The sequence below is a fragment of the Leclercia sp. TB492 genome (assembly GCF_049974505.2).
Taxonomy (GTDB): Bacteria; Pseudomonadota; Gammaproteobacteria; order Enterobacterales; family Enterobacteriaceae; genus Enterobacter; species Enterobacter adecarboxylatus_C.
This window is the reverse complement of the sequence record NZ_CM127572.1, coordinates 1945677-1964299: the sequence shown is the minus strand read 5'-3', so window position 1 is coordinate 1964299 and position 18623 is coordinate 1945677. Positions and strand designations below refer to the sequence as shown.

19 protein-coding genes are annotated in these 18623 nt (G+C 56.5%); 10 read left to right on the top strand and 9 right to left on the bottom strand.

Annotated features, from left to right (window positions below):
• The first annotated feature begins 269 nt into the window (after positions 1 to 269).
• Both dtpA and gstA read left to right on the top strand, forming a co-directional pair.
• The gene (gene dtpA, locus ACP4QI_RS09230) at positions 270 to 1778 is read left to right on the top strand and encodes a dipeptide/tripeptide permease DtpA (RefSeq protein WP_142489248.1); all 1509 of its coding nucleotides are present in this window, start codon (positions 270 to 272) and stop codon (positions 1776 to 1778) included.
• A 108-nt stretch (positions 1779 to 1886) separates the two neighbouring features.
• Positions 1887 to 2492, top strand: coding sequence for a glutathione transferase GstA (gstA, locus tag ACP4QI_RS09225; RefSeq protein ID WP_142489247.1), 606 nt, complete (start codon positions 1887 to 1889; stop codon positions 2490 to 2492).
• An 85-nt stretch (positions 2493 to 2577) separates the two neighbouring features.
• Here the strand turns inward: gstA and pdxY are convergent, their stop codons facing one another.
• The 5 genes from pdxY to anmK form a co-directional block, all read right to left on the bottom strand.
• Entirely contained in the window at positions 2578 to 3438 is an 861-nt protein-coding gene (pdxY, locus tag ACP4QI_RS09220; RefSeq protein WP_142489246.1) for a pyridoxal kinase PdxY, read from the bottom strand.
• A gap of 63 nt (positions 3439 to 3501) precedes the next feature.
• Complete coding sequence (tyrS, locus tag ACP4QI_RS09215) at positions 3502 to 4776, bottom strand: tyrosine--tRNA ligase (RefSeq protein WP_142489245.1); 1275 nt, start codon at positions 4774 to 4776, stop codon at positions 3502 to 3504.
• A 126-nt stretch (positions 4777 to 4902) separates the two neighbouring features.
• Positions 4903 to 5559 carry a pyridoxamine 5'-phosphate oxidase gene (gene pdxH / locus ACP4QI_RS09210; RefSeq protein ID WP_142489244.1) on the bottom strand — a complete coding sequence of 219 codons (657 nt, stop codon included), beginning with the start codon at positions 5557 to 5559 and terminating at the stop codon, positions 4903 to 4905.
• A 57-nt stretch (positions 5560 to 5616) separates the two neighbouring features.
• Positions 5617 to 5940 carry a C-type lysozyme inhibitor gene (gene mliC, locus ACP4QI_RS09205; protein WP_142489243.1) on the bottom strand — a complete coding sequence of 108 codons (324 nt, stop codon included), beginning with the start codon at positions 5938 to 5940 and terminating at the stop codon, positions 5617 to 5619.
• A gap of 96 nt (positions 5941 to 6036) precedes the next feature.
• Positions 6037 to 7161, bottom strand: a complete 1125-nt coding sequence (gene anmK, locus ACP4QI_RS09200) for an anhydro-N-acetylmuramic acid kinase (RefSeq protein WP_142489242.1) — start codon at positions 7159 to 7161, stop codon at positions 6037 to 6039.
• Positions 7162 to 7446: 285 nt separating this feature from the next.
• Here anmK and slyB point away from each other — a divergent pair, with 285 nt between their 5' ends.
• Positions 7447 to 7914 carry an outer membrane lipoprotein SlyB gene (slyB, locus tag ACP4QI_RS09195; protein ID WP_156263641.1) on the top strand — a complete coding sequence of 156 codons (468 nt, stop codon included), beginning with the start codon at positions 7447 to 7449 and terminating at the stop codon, positions 7912 to 7914.
• 194 nt (positions 7915 to 8108) lie between these two features.
• Complete coding sequence (locus ACP4QI_RS09190; RefSeq protein ID WP_285127840.1) at positions 8109 to 9470, top strand: sensor domain-containing diguanylate cyclase; 1362 nt, start codon at positions 8109 to 8111, stop codon at positions 9468 to 9470.
• Between the two features lie 36 nt (positions 9471 to 9506).
• Here ACP4QI_RS09190 and slyA read toward each other — a convergent pair whose 3' ends face one another.
• Complete coding sequence (slyA, locus tag ACP4QI_RS09185; RefSeq protein WP_156263639.1) at positions 9507 to 9947, bottom strand: transcriptional regulator SlyA; 441 nt, start codon at positions 9945 to 9947, stop codon at positions 9507 to 9509.
• A gap of 187 nt (positions 9948 to 10134) precedes the next feature.
• On the opposite strand from slyA, the gene ACP4QI_RS09180 reads away from it, so the two are divergent.
• Genes ACP4QI_RS09180 through ACP4QI_RS09170 form a run of 3 tightly spaced genes read left to right on the top strand, consistent with a single transcriptional unit; the run spans position 10135 to position 13252 of the window.
• The gene (locus ACP4QI_RS09180) at positions 10135 to 10371 is read left to right on the top strand and encodes a DUF1656 domain-containing protein (protein WP_231312506.1); all 237 of its coding nucleotides are present in this window, start codon (positions 10135 to 10137) and stop codon (positions 10369 to 10371) included.
• A 2-nt stretch (positions 10372 to 10373) separates the two neighbouring features.
• A complete protein-coding gene (locus tag ACP4QI_RS09175) occupies positions 10374 to 11237 on the top strand; it encodes an efflux RND transporter periplasmic adaptor subunit (RefSeq protein ID WP_221888539.1) in 864 nt (287 codons plus the stop codon).
• Entirely contained in the window at positions 11234 to 13252 is a 2019-nt protein-coding gene (locus ACP4QI_RS09170) for an FUSC family protein (protein WP_426494821.1), read from the top strand. The genes ACP4QI_RS09175 and ACP4QI_RS09170 overlap by 4 nt, the downstream gene beginning before the upstream one ends.
• Here the strand turns inward: ACP4QI_RS09170 and sodC are convergent.
• The 3 genes from sodC to ACP4QI_RS09155 form a co-directional block, all read right to left on the bottom strand.
• Positions 13231 to 13749: a superoxide dismutase [Cu-Zn] SodC gene (sodC, locus tag ACP4QI_RS09165; RefSeq protein ID WP_156263636.1), complete on the bottom strand. Its 519-nt coding sequence runs from the start codon at positions 13747 to 13749 to the stop codon at positions 13231 to 13233. The genes ACP4QI_RS09170 and sodC overlap by 22 nt on opposite strands.
• A gap of 81 nt (positions 13750 to 13830) precedes the next feature.
• Positions 13831 to 14727, bottom strand: coding sequence for an aldo/keto reductase (locus tag ACP4QI_RS09160; RefSeq protein WP_426494822.1), 897 nt, complete (start codon positions 14725 to 14727; stop codon positions 13831 to 13833).
• A 48-nt stretch (positions 14728 to 14775) separates the two neighbouring features.
• Complete coding sequence (locus ACP4QI_RS09155; RefSeq protein WP_142489233.1) at positions 14776 to 15015, bottom strand: DUF1289 domain-containing protein; 240 nt, start codon at positions 15013 to 15015, stop codon at positions 14776 to 14778.
• Between the two features lie 146 nt (positions 15016 to 15161).
• On the opposite strand from ACP4QI_RS09155, the gene eptA reads away from it, so the two are divergent.
• From eptA to ACP4QI_RS09140, 3 genes are read left to right on the top strand one after another with little or no spacing between them, the layout of a single operon-like run.
• Positions 15162 to 16790 (top strand): phosphoethanolamine transferase EptA, encoded by a 1629-nt coding sequence (gene eptA, locus ACP4QI_RS09150; protein WP_426494945.1) that lies wholly within the window; start codon positions 15162 to 15164, stop codon positions 16788 to 16790.
• A gap of 38 nt (positions 16791 to 16828) precedes the next feature.
• Positions 16829 to 17428: a TetR/AcrR family transcriptional regulator gene (locus ACP4QI_RS09145; RefSeq protein WP_142489232.1), complete on the top strand. Its 600-nt coding sequence runs from the start codon at positions 16829 to 16831 to the stop codon at positions 17426 to 17428.
• A gap of 53 nt (positions 17429 to 17481) precedes the next feature.
• A complete protein-coding gene (locus ACP4QI_RS09140; protein ID WP_426494823.1) occupies positions 17482 to 18579 on the top strand; it encodes an alkene reductase in 1098 nt (365 codons plus the stop codon).
• Positions 18580 to 18623 lie beyond the last annotated feature (44 nt).

Genomic DNA, 18623 nt, shown 5'->3' with positions numbered 1-18623 from the left:
CCACCTGCCCATTTTTTCCGCTAACTCATAGTGGAAAAAACCAGTTTAGACGCAACGGTAAAATTTAACGCTAAATAACATTTAGGTTTCTGGCGCATTATAGCGCGAGAGTTATATGTAACAGGTTATTACAAACACCTTGCCAGATGGGTCAGGATAGTGAACATTACCCGCCGTTTCCCCTCCCACTATAACTATAAAGCGGACGGACTACGGTCATCACGCTATGAACACCCCCGTTAATATGGGATGTAAAAAAAGAGGTATATGTGTCTACTGCAAACAATAAACCAGCTGAAGAAAGCGTAAGTCTTAACGCTTTCAAACAACCGAAATCGTTCTATCTCATTTTCTCCATTGAGCTTTGGGAACGTTTTGGTTACTACGGCCTGCAAGGGATCATGGCGGTTTACCTGGTTAAACAACTGGGTATGTCCGAAGCTGATTCCATCACGCTGTTCTCTTCTTTCAGTGCTCTGGTGTACGGTCTGGTCGCGATTGGCGGCTGGCTGGGCGATAAAGTGCTGGGCACCAAACGTGTAATTCTGCTGGGCGCCATCGTTCTGGCGATCGGCTACGGTCTGGTTGCCTGGTCTGGTCATGATGCCGGTGTGGTGTACATGGGTATGGCGACTATCGCTGTCGGTAACGGCCTGTTCAAGGCGAACCCATCTTCCCTGCTCTCGACCTGCTATAACAAAGACGATCCGCGTCTTGATGGCGCATTCACCATGTACTACATGGCCATCAACATCGGTTCCTTCTTCTCTATGCTGGCAACCCCGTGGCTGGCAGCGAAATTCGGCTGGAGCGTGGCGTTTGCCCTGAGCTTCGTCGGAATGCTGATCACCGTGGTGAACTTCCTGTTCTGCCGCAGCTGGGTTAAGGACTACGGTTCAAAACCTGACTTCGCGCCGGTACAGATGGGCAAACTGCTGGCGACCATCGTCGGCGTGGTGATTCTGGTTGCCGTTGCCACCTGGCTGCTGCACAACCAGGGTATCGCGCGTGCGGTTCTGGGCGTGGTTGCGCTGGGTATCGTCTGCATCTTCGCGAAAGAAGCCTTTGCCATGCAGGGCGCAGCACGTCGTAAGATGATTGTTGCCTTCATCCTGATGGTTGAAGCGATTGTCTTCTTCGTCCTGTACAGCCAGATGCCAACGTCCCTGAACTTCTTCGCTATCCGTAACGTTGAACACTCTATCCTCGGCATCGCGTTCGAACCTGAGCAGTTCCAGGCCCTGAACCCGTTCTGGATCATGGTGGGTAGCCCGATTCTGGCCGCCATCTACAACAAGATGGGTGACCGTCTGCCAATGCCGCACAAGTTCGCGGTAGGTATGGTGCTGTGCTCTGGCGCCTTCCTGGTGCTGCCGCTGGGTGCGAAATTCGCCAGCGACGCGGGTATCGTTTCCGTAAACTGGCTGATCCTGAGCTACGCCCTGCAGTCCATCGGTGAGCTGATGATCTCCGGTCTGGGTCTGGCAATGGTTGCGCAGCTGGTGCCGCAGCGCCTGATGGGCTTCATCATGGGTAGCTGGTTCCTGACGACTGCCGGTGCTGCAATCATCGCCGGTAAGATCGCAAACCTGATGGCCGTGCCATCTGACGTGACCGATCCGCTGCTGTCTCTGCACGTGTACGGTGACGTATTCCTGCAGATTGGTATCGCCACCGCGGTTATCGCCGTGCTGATGATGCTGACCGCACCAAAACTGAATCGAATGACTCAGGACGACGACATCAACGCCAAAGCGAGCAAAACCGCGACCGCGTAATGTCATCGGGAAACGACTGAATTGAAGCCGCTAACTGTGCGTTAGCGGCTTTTTTTTTATTCTGTGCCGCACTACCATAGGGTAAACCTACGTAAACAGGAGTGACCGATGAAACTGTTCTATAAACCAGGCGCCTGCTCTCTTGCCTCCCATATTACGCTGCGCGAGAGCGGTAAAGACTTCACCCTCAACGGTGTTGATCTGATGAAAAAGCGTCTGGAAAACGGCGATGATTTTTTCGCGGTGAATCCTAAAGGCCAGGTCCCGGCGCTGCTGCTGGAAGACGGCACCCTGCTGACTGAAGGGGTGGCCATCATGCAATACCTGGCGGATGGCGTTGCCGATCGCCAGCTGCTGGCCCCGACCGGCAGCATCGCGCGTTACAAGACGCTTGAGTGGATGAACTACATAGCCACCGAGCTGCACAAAGGCTTCACCCCGCTGTTCCGCCCGGATACGCCGGAAGAGTACAAGCCGACCGTACGCGCGCTGCTGGAGAAAAAGCTCCAGTATGTGAACGAGTCGCTGAAAGATGAGCAGTGGATTTGCGGTCAGCGCTTTACCATTGCCGACGCGTATCTGTTTACCGTTCTGCGCTGGGCGCGGGCCGTGAAGCTGAATATGGAAGGGTTAAGCCATATTGACGCGTATATGCAGCGTATGGCGGAGCGTCCTGCCGTGGCGGCAGCGCTGGAAGCGGAAGGGTTGAAGTAAGTTTTTTGCCGGGTGGCGCTGGCGCTTACCCGGCCTACAAAACCTGTAGGCCCGTGCAAGCGCAGCACCGCCGGGCATTATGATGCTAGAGCTGGGTCGCGCTAAAGAGGTGCTCCGGCTTCGCAATCTGGTCCTGAGCGGCCACCACCTGCAGTTCATACTCCTGCATATTCTTCGTGGCGATCATAATTTCATACACCGCCGCCGTGACGTGCTCAAGCGCATCACGCACCGTTGCCCCCTGCAGCAGTTTCACCAGCAGCAGGCCGCTGGTCACATCGCCTACGCCCACCGGCTGACGGCTGCCGAAATCCACCAGCGGACGGCTGATGTGCCAGGCTTCGTCTTTGGTCACCAGCAGCATCTCAAAGCGGTCCGGGCTAATGCCGGCGCGCGCCAGATGCTTCACCAGCACGATCTCCGGGCCCATGGCAATCAGCTCCCGGGATGCGGCAATAGCCTCTTCCACGCTGTTTACCGGATGTTCGCAGAGGATCTCCAGTTCGATAAGGTTCGGGGCGATAATATCGCTGGCCGGTAAGGCATGACGGACATGGAACTCCGCGACGCCAGGCGCCACGATGCAGCCCTTTTCCGGGTGACCCATCACCGGATCGCAGAAGTATTTTGCCGCCGGGTTGGCCGCCTTCACCTGACGGACAATCCCGAGAATATGCTCGCCCTGCTCGGCTGAACCCAGATAGCCGCTCAGTACGGCGTCACAGGTCTTGAGTTTGTCGATCTCCGCGATGCCCTGAACAATCTCTGTCAGATGGGCAGGCGGCATCACGCAACCGGTCCACTTGCCGTATTGCGTATGATTGGAAAACTGAACGGTATTTAATGGCCAGACGTTGGCCCCGAGACGACGCATCGGAAATTCAGCGGCGCTGTTGCCAGCATGCCCAAACACAACGTGGGACTGGATGGCGAGGATATTCTTCATTTTCTTACCACAACCCTGAAAAAATAAAGGGGCATGGTTTCCCATGCCCCTGTGCTTTTACGATTACTTCCAGCAGATCAGACAGTAATTCTTTTTGCCACGACGCAGCAAGGTGTAGCGGCCAAACAGGCGATCGCTGTCCACGAAGGTATACTCCTCGTTGGACTGTTTTTCGCCGTTAATGGTGATGGCGTTCGAGGCGATGGTTTTACGCGCCTGACCACGGGACGGCTGCAGCTCAGAGTCCACCAGCGCCTGCATCAGGTCAGCCCCTTTCTCCATCTCAACCATCGGTACGCCATCCTGCGCCAGCTGCTCGAAGTCAGCTTCGCTCAGATCGCTCAGGGTACCGTTGAACAGGCTGGCGGTAATACGCTTCGCGGCCGCCAGGCCCTCTTCGCCGTGAACCAGTTTGGTGACCTGCTCCGCCAGCACGTACTGGGCGCGAGGGGCTTTGCCGCTGTTTTTGTCTTCTTCTTCCAGGGCGTTGATCTCTTCCAGATCCATAAAGGTGAAGAACTTCAGGAAGCGATAGACATCAGCATCCGCGGTGTTGATCCAGAACTGGTAGAACTTGTACGGGCTGGTTTTCTTCGGATCGAGCCATACCGCGCCACCTTCGGTTTTACCGAACTTGGTACCGTCGGCTTTGGTGATCAGCGGAACGGTCAGACCAAAGACCTGGTTCTGGTGCAGACGACGGGTCAGATCGATACCGGAGGTGATGTTACCCCACTGATCGGAGCCGCCAATCTGCAGCGCCACGCCGTGCAGGTTGTTCAGACAGGCGAAGTCATAACCCTGCAGCAGGTTATAAGAGAACTCGGTGAACGAGATGCCCTGGTCGTCACGGTTCAGACGCTGCTTCACCGCTTCTTTGTTGATCATCTGATTAACGGAGAAGTGCTTGCCGATATCACGCAGGAAGGTCAGCACGTTCATGCCGCCAAACCAGTCATAGTTGTTAGCGGCGATCGCTGAGTTTTCACCACAGTCGAAATCGAGGAACGGGGCGACCTGTTTGCGGATCTTATCCACCCACTCCTGCACGGTGTCTGCCGTATTCAGTTTACGCTCAGCGGCTTTAAAGCTCGGGTCGCCAATCAGACCCGTTGCGCCGCCGACCAGCGCCACAGGCTTATGGCCTGCCAGCTGGAAGCGTTTCAGGCATAACAATGGAACCAGATGCCCCAAATGCAAGCTGTCGGCGGTAGGATCGAAGCCGCAATAGAGCGCGATCGGGCCTTGCGCCAGTCGCTCTGCTAACGCTTCCTCGTCCGTCACCTGGGCTACCAGCCCCCGCTCTTGCAATTGTTTAATCAAGTTACTGCTTGCCATCAAATTCTCCATGTATAAAACGACTGCACCTCTGCCGGTACACGACTTTTCGCCAGACGCGAAAGGTACATAGAATAAAGCGCTGACACCCGTTGTACCAGCGCTTAAGAGAACAAATTTCGGGGATTAAGGTGCGAGACGATCGATTTTCCAGGCGTCATTATCGCGCTGGTATAAAAAGCGGTCGTGCAGACGATGTTCACCGCCCTGCCAGAACTCCATCTGCTGGACACAGACGCGGAAACCGCCCCAGAAGCTCGGCAGGGGCACTTCGCCCTGCTGGAACTTCTGTTTCAGCTCAAGGAATTTACTTTCCAGTACGCCGCGGGCGGAGATGCGGCTCGACTGTTTAGAGACCCAGGCGCCAATCTGGCTGTCGCGCGGGCGGCTGTGAAAGTACTTCACCACTTCCAGGGTAGAGAGACGCTCGACGGTGCCGGTGACCATCACCTGACGCTCCAGCATATGCCAGGGGAAGAGCAGGCTGATGCGCGGGTTGTTTTCGAGGTGGTGTGCTTTGCGGCTGCCGAGGTTGGTGTAGAACACCAGCCCTTTCTCATCATAATGCTTGAGCAGCACAATGCGCTGGTAGGGTTGACCCAGTTCGTCGACCGTCGCCACCACCATCGCGGTGGGATCGGCCAGACGGGCATCACAGGCCTGTTTCAGCCAGTGCTCAAACAGCACCAGCGGCTCGGCGGGGAGATCCTGGCGACGCAGGCCGCCTTTGGTGTATTCGCGCCTGAGGTGCGCGATGTTCTGCAATTCGTCGTTATCTGACATGGCGTTAGCTGACATTGACAATGGGTGACGCTATTGTGCGCCGCCCCCTGCAAAATCTCAACGCTTCGGATTTTCGATCTGACAATTGTTCAGCACGACGCGATCGCGCTTGTAGACCGTCGCGCTGTCGCCCTTCGACCAGAAGACATAGACCCCGTCGCTGTAACGGGTACCGGAGGCCGACATCCCCTGCTTCAGCGTCAGCAGCTTGTTGTCATAGACAAAACTGACTTCCTGACGAGGATTATTAAGCTTCACGGTGAGCGGTTTCTCTTCGCACTGATAAGCCAGGGTGTCGGTTTGCATACGCTCAACAAACTGGTTGTAGACGCTACAGCTCGCCAGCAGGAAGGGGGTAAAAGCAAGAAGCAGTTTTTTCATGGGTGAGTTCCGAAGACTTTCCTGGTCCCGGAGGGCGCGAACGCCCTCCCGTTTTTTCGTGTCATTCTACCCATCGTGCCTTTAAGCGAAATTCGGTTAACTCTGATTTTGCCGCGGATTGGCTGGAAAAACAGCACCTAACACGCTGGCTTCACGCGCGCCGGTCACGGAAGGCAGATTTCCGGGCAGGCCCGCCACCGTTCGCCACGCCAGCCAGGCAAAGGCCAGCGCTTCCATATCATCGCCGCTGATCCCGGCGCGATCGGTGGTGGTCACTTCCGTACCCGGCAGCAGGCCGGCCAGCCGCGCCATCAGCAGCGGGTTACGGCTACCGCCGCCGCACACCAGCAGACGATCGCAGCCGCCGCTCAACAGCACCTGTTCCGACACGGAGACGGCGGTGAGCTCAGCCAGCGTGGCCTGCACGTCCTGCGGCGCCAGGCCCGGGAAGTTCGCCAGCTGGCGTTCCAGCCAGCCGTAGTTGAAATACTCGCGGCCGGTGCTTTTCGGTGCCGGGGCGGCGAAATAGGGATCGCACAGCATGCTTTGTAGTAAGGGAATGATGACCTTGCCGCTGCAGGCCCACTGGGCGTCTTTATCGTAAGCTTTGCCCGCCTGACGCCAGATCCAGGCGTCCATCAGCATGTTCCCCGGCCCGGTGTCGAAACCGCGTACCGGCTGCCCGGGGATCAATAAGGAAAGGTTGGCGATGCCGCCAATGTTAAGCACCATGCGGCGCTCCGTCGGGTGGGCAAGCAGCGCGTGGTGGAAAGCCGGAACCAGCGGCGCGCCCTGTCCTCCGAGCGCCATATCACGACGGCGGAAATCACCGACCACCGTTACCCCGGTTTTGGCCACAATCTGGTTGTTATCACCAATCTGCAGGGTATGAGGCGCATCGCCGCCCGGCTCATGCCAGACCGTCTGGCCGTGACAGCCAATCGCCACTACATCCTGAGGGCGGAGATCTTCCTGGTTCATCAGCGCCAGCACGGCATCGCCGAATAGACGTCCGAGCTGTGTATCCAGCTGCCCCAGCTGCGACAGCGTCAGCTGCTGGCCCTGACAGATATTCAGGATCGCTTGTTTGGTTTCCGGGGGGATGGGCCAGCTAAGGCTCGCCTGCTGTGCCACCATATTCTCATCGATTGCCGCGAGAACGACATCCACGCCATCCAGACTGGTTCCTGACATTACGCCAATATAGCGACCCGATTTCATCCGTTTTCCTTACTCCACAGGGTTGATGGCCCACTCCACCATAAACCCGTCATCAATGCCATGACGCGATAATACTTTTTAACAATAGCTGGACGTTACGGCCATTCCAGGAATTATCCTTACCGGATGCGGGGTGAAGTCAGAGCCTGTTTATATCTGGTTAAGCCAGAATCAAGTACTATTCTCTGAATGTTTAGGCGAAAATAGGATCTGTGGCACCTGATGCCATATAATTTAGCCATAACGGATGCTCATAGAGCGTTTTTTGGTGAACAGGAGATTCAAATGATTTTACGTGTACTGGCCGTTTCGCTGGTTGGATTCACTCTGGCTGGCTGTGTTAATGATAGCTCCCTCTCCGGGGATGTTTACAGTGCGTCTGAGGCGAAACAGGTACAACAAGTCACCTACGGCACCATTGTGAACGCACGCCCGGTGCAGATTCAGGGTGGTGACGAGAACAACGTGATCGGTGCTCTTGGCGGTGCGGTACTGGGTGGCTTCCTCGGTAACACCGTAGGTGGCGGCTCGGGTCGTTCCCTGGCGACTGCGGCAGGTGCCGTAGCCGGTGGCGTTGCCGGTCAGGGTGTTCAGGGTTCGATGAACAAATCCCAGGGCGTTGAGTTAGAGATCCGCAAAGATGACGGCAGCACCATTATGGTAGTCCAGAAACAGGGCAACACTAAGTTTGCCGCTGGCCAACGTGTCGTGCTGGCAAGCAACGGCAGCCAGGTGACCGTCTCCCCGCGTTAATGACATTATGGGCGTGGTCTTACGATCACGTCCATTTACCCTACACAACACTCACGTGAATATATTAACAATATACATTCACCCAACATATAGTTAATATCCGCTTATCTTGTTCCTGCGCAAAGTATTCCCCCGGCCTTCATGAGATTATTCGCAAACCCCTTTTATCTCTGTGTTAATTTAATACAATGCCTATGGTTGCGATGAGACGTTATATAAAGAATAATTATGTTCGGTTCTTTCTGGGATGCTTAATTGTCATCGGAGTTTTACACTCTCTGTTTATAGGTCTTGAAGAAAAGGTTTCGTCTTTTTCGCCGCTTTTATTTCCGATGCTGACCATATTTTTACTGGTGTTTCACCTCTTTATTGCCTGTTTTATGGTAATGAAGTACTGGTGCGACAGACAGCGCTTATATCTGCTCGCCTTTGCCTTCGCCTATGTCGGCTCCGCTATACTGATGGTGGGGACGCTTTCCAGCTACCCGGCATGGCTCGACCAGCACCAGTTCAACGTCGCCAACTATAACGATGCGATGATCTTCTTTACCTTCCGTCATCTGTTGATGTCGGTGCTGTTTATCGCGTCGGGCCTGCTTTACTTTATCCGTAGCAGACCGCTGTCACGGACGTTTCATCTCTCTGTCATTGTCGGCGCCACTCTTTTTACTGGCATGGTCGTAACCCTGGCCTGGGTTTATTCCAGCTATTCACCTTTTTTATCAATAGATTTGGTTGATAATGAAACCCGGCAATATATGCTGCTGTGGAAACAGGAGATAAACATTGTCTTAATCCTCTTTTGGGTTGTTTCATTAGCAACGCTGATGATTATTACCCGCGTGCGCAATATGTTTTGGGTCGGCGGGAATTTTTTATGTGTCTGCTATCTCGCAACCCTTGGAATGTTGTATTTGGGCGGTCACGCGGAAGATATCTCCTGGTATCGTGCCCGGTTATTTGAAACCGTCGCGACGCTGCTGATTATTTTCGTCCTCCTGTATGACGTATTTAATCTGTATCGTAACTCGCATCTGAAGTATCAACAGTCATACCAGAACTCAATACGCGATCCCCTGACCCGTCTCTACAATCGAAGCTATTTTTACGACGCGTTGAACCAGTCGCTGCGCACCGCAACAGAGGCCCATCCGATCTCGGTTATTGTGAGCGATCTCGATCGTTTTAAACGTATTAATGACAACTACGGGCACCTGCAGGGAGATAAGGTGCTGCAGTTTGTCTCCCGGCTGTTGATGGATTCGGTACGGCCACAGGACATCGCGGCGCGAATCGGTGGGGAGGAGTTTGTCCTGATGTTAACCCATACCTCTTCCGACGCAGCCCGTCAGGTTGCGGAGCGGATACGGTTAAAACTAAGCAGCTTCGACAAAGCCAGCTCGGAGGGCCAGCTTCCCGAGCCCATCACCATCAGTATGGGGGTGTTTACCACCACGTCGTCGAAAACCAGTGCGGAAGAGTGCGTCGAACGGGCAGATAAGGCGATGTACGAGGCGAAAGAGACCGGGCGTAACCGGGTTGTCGTGTTCCGTTAAAGAAAAAGCCTTGCGTTCGCAAGGCTTTTTTAAAGGTCAGTCACGGGATTGTAGCTCGTGGATATTGCTTTCCAGCCGGGCGACCAGCGAGATCAGCAGTTCCAGTTCAGCGGGGCTGATCCCGGAAAGGATCTCACCGCGCGTTTTGCTGATCACGGCTTCCATCTCTGTGATGATCGGTGTGGCTTTTTCGGTAAGCTTAATTCGCTTGGCACGACGATCGCTGGCGCAGGTCTGACGCGAGATCAGTCCCTTATCTTCCAGTTGATCGAGCGTTCGTACCAGGGATGGCTGCTCGATGCCAATCGCTTTTGCCAGTTGGATCTGTGACTGGTCGGGCGGCAGCTGATGGATATTATGCAGCGTGACCCAATGCGTCTGTGTCAACTCCAGAGGTTTCAGGCGATGGTCAATCAGAGCACGCCAGATGCGTACTAACCTTGCCAGATCAGAACCTAGTGGCGATTCCAATTTCATCTCCTTATAATTAGCTTGCTAAGTTATTATACTGATTTTAGAATAGTGTGCAGCATTTATATTGCCAAAACAAATGCAATACGGGTCTAAAACTTGATGGTCGTCTGTTTTACACTGAGTTCAGGCGCCCCCGGGCGTTATGCGACTGCTATTTTGGTCACTTCCCCCTTTGCAAAGGAACCGGCTCGTGAATTTCACGTTTAACGCCACGGGGTTACCGCTTCAGGATTTGATTGTCGGCGCCTCAGTTTACTTCCCTCCCCTGTTCAAGGCGGTGATGCTGGGTTTTATTATCTGGCTCGTCACCCACCGCTTACTGCGCGACTGGATGTATTCCGGTGAAATCTGGCATCCCATGCTGATGGATCTTTCGCTGTTTGTGCTGGCAGTATGCCTGGGTCTGGCTATGCTGATTGTGTGGTGACTATACATATGAAAACAATCAAATATTTTTCATCATTACTTGTTCTGGTCCTGGCGCTAATCGCGGGCTGGTGGTTATGGAATTATTATATGCAGTCGCCCTGGACCCGTGACGGCAAAGTACGCGCCGAGCAGGTCAGCGTGACGCCGCAGGTGTCCGGCACTATCACCAGGCTGCTGGTTAAAGATAACCAGTTTGTTCATGCGGGTGAGGTACTGTTTTCTGTCGATGAGACCCCTTATCACATCGCGGTCCTCAACGCCGAGGCGCAGCTGGCGAAATCCCAGTCCGATCTTGCGAAAGCCAATAACGAAGCCAACCGCCGCCGCCATCTGTCACGGAACTATATCTCCGCCGAAGATCTGGATACCGCCAATATTAACGTCAAAGCGATGCAGGCCAGCGTCGCGGTGGCTGAAGCGACCCTCAAGCAGGCCCAGTGGCAGCTGACCCAGACGGTGGTTAAAGCCCCGGTTGACGGCTGGGTCACCAATCTTTCCACCCGTCCGGGCGATTACGCCACCACCGGCCAGCCGGTCTTTGCGCTGGTCGACAGCCATTCGTTTTACGTGGTGGGCTATTTTGAAGAGACCAAACTCCGACATATCCGCGAGGGTGCTCCGGCGCAGATCGTCCTCTACAGCGGCTCGAGAACCTTACAGGGGCATGTATCCAGTATCGGACGCGCCATCTACGATCAAAGCGTCGAGACCGATTCAGGCCTGGTGCCTGACGTTAAACCCAATATTCCCTGGGTGCGGCTGGCACAACGTATCCCGGTGCGTATCGCCTTTGACCAGCTGCCGAGGGATCTGACCCTGGTCTCCGGCACGACCTGCACCGTCTCCATCGGAACCGCCCGGTGAACTGGCGCAACCTTCCGTGGCTCAGGGCAACCCCGGCGCAGTGGCGCTATGCCCTGCGCAACGGGATTGCGATGTGTCTGGCCCTCACCGTCGCCTATTGTCTCAATCTGGATGAACCCTACTGGGCGATGACCTCGGCGGCGGTGGTTAGCTTCCCGACCGTCGGGGGGGTGATCAGCAAAAGCCTGGGCCGGGTGGCGGGCAGCTTGCTGGGGGCCACCGCGGCGCTGATCATTGCCGGACATACCCTCAACGACCCATGGCTGTTTCTGTTCAGCATGGCGGCGTGGTTGGCTATTTGCACCTGGGCCTGCGCCCACTTCAGCAATAACGTCGCCTATGCCTTCCAGCTGGCGGGTTACACCGCGGCGATCATCGCCTTCCCGGTGATCAATATTCTCGACATCACCCAGCTGTGGGATATTGCCCAGGCCCGGGTGTGCGAAGTCATTATCGGCATCCTGAGCGGCGGCGTGATGATGATGATCCTGCCCAGCACCTCCGACGGCACCGCCCTTATCAGCGCCCTGAAAGCGATGCACGCCCGGCTGCTGGAGCACGCCAGCCTGCTGTGGCAACCCGACAGTAACGACGCTATTCGTCTGGCCCATGAAAAGGTCATCGCTCAGATCCTGACCATGAACCTGCTGCGCATTCAGGCCTTCTGGAGCCACTACCGCTTTCGTCGGCAAAATGCCCTGCTCAACTATCTGCTCCATCAGCAGCTGCGGATGACCAGCGCTATCTCCAGCCTGCGCCGCATGCTGTTGAACTGGCCCAACCCGCCTGCCCATACCCGGGAAGTCATCGATCGGCTGCTCGCCGCCCTCGCCCGTCCCGATGCCGATTTTTATACCGTTGCCCGCATTATTGCCCCGCTCAGACCGGGCGACGACGGCGACTACCGGCATCGCGCCGTCTGGCAGCGGCTGCGCTATTTTTGCCGCCTGTATCTGCGCAGCAGCCGCTGGATAGCCGCGGTGGAAGCGGCCACGCCGGCGACCGAGTTTGCCGTCCCGCGCAGCCCGGCGCTGGCAAGGCATACCGATAACCTGGAGGCCCTGTGGAGCGGCTTTCGCACCTTTTGCGCCCTCAGCCTGGTGGGCGCCTGGACCATTACCGCCCAGTGGGATGCCGGGGGGGCAGCCCTGACGCTGGCGGCGATCAGCAGCGTGCTCTACTCGGTGGCGGCCTCGCCCTTTAATTCACTCACGCTGCTGCTGCGGACGCTGATCCTGCTCTCGCTGTTCAGCTTTGTGGTCAAATTTGGCCTGATGGTGCAAATCTCCGATCTGTGGCTGTTCCTGCTGTTTCTGTTTCCGCTGCTGACCACCATGCAGCTGCTTAAACAGCAGATGCCCGCCCTTGCCGGGCTGTGGGGGCAGCTGATCGTCTTTATGGGGTCGTTTATTTCAGTGACCAACCCGCCGGTGTATGACTTTGCCGATTTCCTCAACGACGACCTGGCGAAAATTCTTGGCGTGGGGCTGACGTGGCTGGCTTTTGCGGTACTCAGGCCGGGCTCGGATGCGCGGAAAAGCCGCCGTCATATCCGGGAGCTGCGACGGGGGTTTGTCGATCAGCTCAGCCGCAGGCCGCAGCTGAGTGAAAATGGTTACGAATCGCTGGTGTATCACCATGTGAGCCAGCTCAACAGCAGTAAGGATGCGCTCTCGCGCCGCTGGCTGCTGCGCTGGGGGGTAGTGCTGCTCAACTGCAGCCATGTGGTCTGGCAGCTGCGAGGCTGGGAGACCCGCTCGGATCCGCTGGCGCAGGTGCGGGATGTCGCCGTGTCGCTCCTGCGCGATATCATGAGCGAGCGCGGGGTACAGCAGCGGCCGCTGGCCGCCACCCTTGATGAGCTTCAGCGTATCTGCGACACCCTGGGGCATCATCCGCAACCGGCCGGGCAGGAGCTGGCGGCCCTGATCTGGCGACTACACTGTTCGTTATCCCAGCTGGAACAGGCGCCCGCTCCGGGCACCCTGACCGATCAGATCACACCGCAGGCGTAGCGTTCACCGCCACCGCCGAGCGGTTTGGGCTGATCCGACATATTATCCCCGCCGACGTGGATCATCAGCGCCTTACCTTTGACCTCATCCAGCTTTTTCAGACGCGGCGCGACCACCGGGTCGGTAGCTTTACCGTCATTGTTCACCACCAGCGCAGGAAGATCGCCGAGGTGGCCCATCCCTTCCGGCCCTTCATGCTTGCCGGTGTTCTGGGGATCGAGGTGTCCGCCCGCGGCCTCAGCGGCGGCCGGTTTGCCCTCTTTCATGGCCGGTTCGCAGGAGCCTTTGGCATGGACATGATAACCGTGTTCGCCCGGTGGGAGGGCTTTAAGATCGGGGGAGAACTCCAGTCCTTTATCCGTTTCGGTAATTTTCACCGTCCCGATGGACTGACCTATCCCCTGTGAGGTGACGAGGTTCATTTTTACTTCTTCACTGGCAGCCTGCGCACCTGCACAGACCACCAGCGTCAACGCTGCCAGAGTAAAACGCTTCATATGACCTCCTTCGGTTATTTTTTGCTCCTTAAGTTTATACCAGGGGCAATGATTTCACCGGGAAATCAGACAAATACGGAATTACGGCACGTCGTAACCCAGCGCGGCTTTACGGATGCGGAACCACTGCTGGCGCGTCATCTGCAGCTGCTCTGCGGCGAGGGCTGAATGCACGCGCTCGATTTTACCGGAACCGATAATCGGCAGCGGCTGGGATGGCAGACGTAAAATCCAGGCGTACACCACTTGCTCGATGGTTTCGGCATTCAGCTCCTGCGCCACCTGAGCGAGTTCATCGCGCAGCGGCTGGAAAGCGTCGTCATTAAACAGACGACCGCCGCCGAGGCAGGACCAGGCCATAGGACGGATGCGCAGCTGCTGAAGCTGGTCGAGGGTGCCATCCAGCAGCAGCGGCTGGTAAACCGGCGAAATCTCGACCTGGTTGGTCGCAAGGGTGAATGGCAGGCGCGATTGCAGCAGGGTAAACTGCGCCGGGGTAAAGTTGGAGGCGCCGAAATGACGCACCTTGCCGCTCTGATGCAGGGCGAGGAAGGCCTCAGCGACTTCATCAGCATCCATCAATGGATCGGGGCGGTGAATCAGCAGCAGGTCAAGATAATCGGTCGCCAGATTGGTGAGGGACTGCTCTGCACTGCGGATAATATGGTCGCGGTCGGTGATGTAGTGGCCGATCGCATGCTCCGCTTTGGCCGTGGTGGCGATACCACATTTGGTGACGATCTCCATTCGCTGACGCAGCGCGGGAGAGAGCTTCATCGCCTCGCCGAAGGCGGCTTCACACTGATAACCACCGTAGATATCGGCATGGTCGACGGTAGTGATCCCCAGCTCAAGATGTTCTTCAATAAAGCTGACCAGCTGTTGGGCGGACATATTCCAGTCCATCAGACGCCAGTAACCCATCACAAAACGGGAAAACTCCGGGCCCTGCGGGGCAAGGGTAATACGCTGAACCATAGCAATTTCCTCAAAAAAAGTCTGGGGAGAGTATACGCATTTACGGCGCTAAAAAAGTGAGGGTTGCTGCGGTTCTTCGGTTTCGGGGGCTTTGTTTGCGCGCAATTTACGCAAAAGACGCTGACGGCACAGGCGCAGGACCTCCTGCTTCTGCGCATCGCTGAAGGCTTGCCAGTTAAAACGCTCCTCCCGAGTGCGCATGCAGCCGCGACAAAAACCTCGCTCGTCAGACTGGCAGATACCCCGGCACGGGCTCTGGACGGGAAAGAACTCCAGTTGTTCAGCCACACGACCCTCCCAAAACCCAAGATTGAGTAAAGTGAAGACCTTAAGTCCGGGTAACGCAAGAGGTCAACCACAGAATTGTGGCATTAAGGTTTCACTAATCTTCGCTCCCTATACTCGCCTCATCACTACGATCTGGTTTAACGATGATGCTGACCCTTAAAAAGTTACAGTGTAACGATACAAAATTTACGCTGAGCTGTGCGCTCTTATTTACCCTGTTGAATGCCCTGTTTATTCATCGCAGCTGGCAGGTGATCTCTCCCGCCCGGCTGCATGACGTGCTTTTCGCCCTCACGGTGCCGCTGGTGCTGTTCTGCGGCTGGGTTATTGTATTCAGCATCCTGAATATTCCCCTGATCCGTAAACCGCTGCTGGTGCTGCTGACCCTCGGCTGCGCGGCGGCAACCTGGTTTATGTTCACCTACGGGGCGGTGATTGACCAGAACATGATGGTCAACGTCTTTGAGACCAACTCTCAGGAGGCCACGGCGCTGCTCACCCCGCAGCTGGTGCTGTGGCTGGTTGTCGCCGGCCTGGTGCCTTCCGTCGTGCTGGCGTTGATCCGCATCCGCCCCGGTAAATGGTGGCAGACGCTGTTAATGCGTCTCGCGGCTATTCTCGCAAGTCTGGTGGTCATCGTTCTGGTGGCAGCGGTCTTTTATAAGGACTATGCCTCGCTGTTCCGCAATAACAAAGGCATCGTCAAGATGGTGACCCCGGCCAACTACGTCAGCGCCATCGCCAAATACAGCAAGGCGCGCTGGTTTGCCGGTGACCAGACCTTGATCCGTCTCGGTGAAGATGCGCGTAAAGGCCCGCTGCTGCTGGCGCAGCAGAAAAAAACCGTGCTGGTGCTGGTGGTCGGGGAAGCCTCCCGGGCGGAAAACTATTCCCTGAACGGTTATAACCGTGATACCAACCCTGAGCTGAAAAAAGAGAATGTGATTAACTTCCCGCAGGCCTCCTCCTGCGGCACCGAAACCGCCGTCTCCGTGCCCTGCATGTTCTCCGGGATGCCGCGCAAAAAATACGACGCCGACCTGGCGCATCATCAGGAAGGTTTGATGGATGTGCTGAATCACGCCGGGATCAACCTGCTGTGGCGGGATAACGACGGCGGGTGTAAAGGCGCCTGCGATCGCATCCCGCACACCGACATGACCCAGTGGAAGCTGGACCAGTTCTGTAAGAACAAATCCTGTATTGACGACGCGGATCTGTATCGCCTGGATGACACCCTGGATGGCCTGAAACAGGATACAGTGCTGGTGATCCACCTGATGGGCAGCCACGGCCCGGCCTACTATCAGCGTTACCCGGAGCAGTACCGTCGCTTTACCCCGACCTGCGATACCAATGAGATCCAGGACTGCGATCATCAGGCGCTGATGAATACCTACGACAATACTATTCTCTATACCGACAGCGTGGTGAGTCGAACCATCGATGCCCTGAAAGCGCGTCAGGCAACGATGAACACGGCGCTGGTCTATCTCTCCGATCACGGTGAATCGCTGGGGGAAAACGGCCTCTATCTGCACGGCACGCCGTATATGCTGGCCCCGGAGCAGCAGACGCACATTCCGTTTATGTTCTGGCTCTCAAAGGACTACAAACAGAACTTCGGCGTTGACGAGCAGTGCCTGCGCGATCAGGCGGCGAAAGAAACGGTATCGCAGGACAATCTGTTCTCCACGGTGTTGGGGATGATGAACATCCGGACGACGGTCTATCAGCCGCAAATGGATCTGCTCGCCCACTGCCGTCAAACTTAACGCTTGCATTAGACCGATTGGTCTACTACATTGACGACATGAATAAGCATACTGAACACGATACACGCGAACACCTTCTGGCTACCGGCGAGCGGCTGTGCATGCACCGCGGGTTTACCGGAATGGGGTTGAGCGAACTGCTGAAAACCGCCGATGTGCCGAAGGGGTCGTTCTATCACTACTTCCGCTCCAAAGAGGCGTTTGGCGTTGCTTTGCTGGAGCGCCACTATGCGGGCTACCATCAGCGTCTGGCTACGCACTTCGCCACTGGCAAGGGCAACTGTCGCGATCGTGTTCTGGCTTATTACCAGGAGACGCTGGCCCAGTTCTGTGCTCAGGGCATTATCAGCGGCTGTCTGACGGTTAAACTCTCAGCCGAAGTGTGCGATCTTTCCGAAGATATGCGCACGGCGATGGATAAAGGCGCCACGGGCGTGATCGCCCTGCTGGCGCAGGCGCTGGCGAAAGGGCGTGATGAAAAGTCACTGACCTTCGTCGGCGAACCGCTCACCCAGGCCCAGGTGCTCTATTCCCTGTGGCTGGGCGCTAACCTGCAGGCCAAAATATCCCGCAGCGCGCTGCCGCTGGAGAGCGCGCTGGACCATGTGAAGAACATCCTTGCAACGCCTGGCGTATAACAGGCGTTTTTATTTCACTAATTACTAGACGACCGGTCTACTCAGGAGCCACTATGTCAGCCGAAAAATTATTCACCCCGCTTAAAGTGGGCGCGATCGTTGCACCCAACCGTGTCTTTATGGCACCCCTTACCCGTCTGCGCAGCATCGAGCCGGGCGATATTCCAACGCCGCTGATGGGCGAATACTATCGCCAGCGCGTCAGCTCGGGCCTGATCATCTCTGAAGCTACCCAGATCTCCGCCCAGGCCAAAGGCTATGCTGGTGCCCCTGGCCTGCACAGCCCGGAACAGATCGCGGCGTGGAAGAAGATCACCGAAGGCGTGCATGCCGAAGAGGGTCGCATCGCGGTCCAGCTGTGGCACACCGGTCGTATCTCTCACAGCAGCATCCAGCCTGGCGGCGAGGCTCCGGTTTCTGCTTCTGCCCTCAATGCGGGCACCCGCACCTCCCTGCGTGATGAAAACGGCCATGCGATCCGCGTCGACACCACCACTCCGCGCGCGCTGGAGCTGGACGAGATCCCGGGCATCGTTAACGATTTCCGTCAGGCGGTCGCCAATGCTCGTGAAGCCGGTTTCGACCTGGTCGAACTGCACGGTGCCCACGGCTATCTGCTGCACCAGTTCCTGTCACCGTCTTCTAACCAGCGTACCGACCAGTACGGCGGCAGCGTAGAGAACCGCGCCCGTCTGGTGCTGGAGGTGATTGATGCCGTATCACAAGAGTGGAGCGCCGATCGCATCGGGATCCGCGTTTCGCCAATCGGATCCTTCCAGAACGTCGACAATGGCCCGAACGAAGAAGCCGACGCGCTCTACCTGATTGAAGAGCTGGCAAAACGCGGCATCGCCTATCTGCACATGTCTGAGCCAGACTGGGCCGGCGGCGAGCCTTACACCGACGCCTTCCGCCAGAAAGTGCGCGACGTTTTCCCGGGCGTGATCATCGGTGCCGGTGCCTATACGCCAGAGAAAGCAGAAGATCTGATCAACAAAGGGCTGATTGACGCGGTGGCCTTTGGCCGCGCCTACATCGCCAACCCGGATCTGGTGGCGCGCCTCGAGCGCAAGGCCGAGCTGAACCCGCAGCGTCCGGAGAGCTTCTACGGCGGCGGCGCGGAAGGTTATACCGATTATCCTTCTTTATAATCCCTTCATTGATAGCGGCGACAATTCGCCGCTATACTAAAACA

Coding starts and splice junctions, on each gene's coding strand:
- gstA (WP_142489247.1), top strand. CDS start 1,887: ATGAAACTGTTCTATAAACCAGGCGCCTGCTCTCTTGCCTCCCATATT.
- pdxY (WP_142489246.1), bottom strand. CDS start 3,438: ATGAAGAATATCCTCGCCATCCAGTCCCACGTTGTGTTTGGGCATGCT.
- tyrS (WP_142489245.1), bottom strand. CDS start 4,776: ATGGCAAGCAGTAACTTGATTAAACAATTGCAAGAGCGGGGGCTGGTA.
- pdxH (WP_142489244.1), bottom strand. CDS start 5,559: ATGTCAGATAACGACGAATTGCAGAACATCGCGCACCTCAGGCGCGAA.
- mliC (WP_142489243.1), bottom strand. CDS start 5,940: ATGAAAAAACTGCTTCTTGCTTTTACCCCCTTCCTGCTGGCGAGCTGT.
- anmK (WP_142489242.1), bottom strand. CDS start 7,161: ATGAAATCGGGTCGCTATATTGGCGTAATGTCAGGAACCAGTCTGGAT.
- slyB (WP_156263641.1), top strand. CDS start 7,447: ATGATTTTACGTGTACTGGCCGTTTCGCTGGTTGGATTCACTCTGGCT.
- ACP4QI_RS09190 (WP_285127840.1), top strand. CDS start 8,109: ATGGTTGCGATGAGACGTTATATAAAGAATAATTATGTTCGGTTCTTT.
- slyA (WP_156263639.1), bottom strand. CDS start 9,947: ATGAAATTGGAATCGCCACTAGGTTCTGATCTGGCAAGGTTAGTACGC.
- sodC (WP_156263636.1), bottom strand. CDS start 13,749: ATGAAGCGTTTTACTCTGGCAGCGTTGACGCTGGTGGTCTGTGCAGGT.
- ACP4QI_RS09160 (WP_426494822.1), bottom strand. CDS start 14,727: ATGGTTCAGCGTATTACCCTTGCCCCGCAGGGCCCGGAGTTTTCCCGT.
- eptA (WP_426494945.1), top strand. CDS start 15,162: ATGCTGACCCTTAAAAAGTTACAGTGTAACGATACAAAATTTACGCTG.
- ACP4QI_RS09145 (WP_142489232.1), top strand. CDS start 16,829: ATGAATAAGCATACTGAACACGATACACGCGAACACCTTCTGGCTACC.
- ACP4QI_RS09140 (WP_426494823.1), top strand. CDS start 17,482: ATGTCAGCCGAAAAATTATTCACCCCGCTTAAAGTGGGCGCGATCGTT.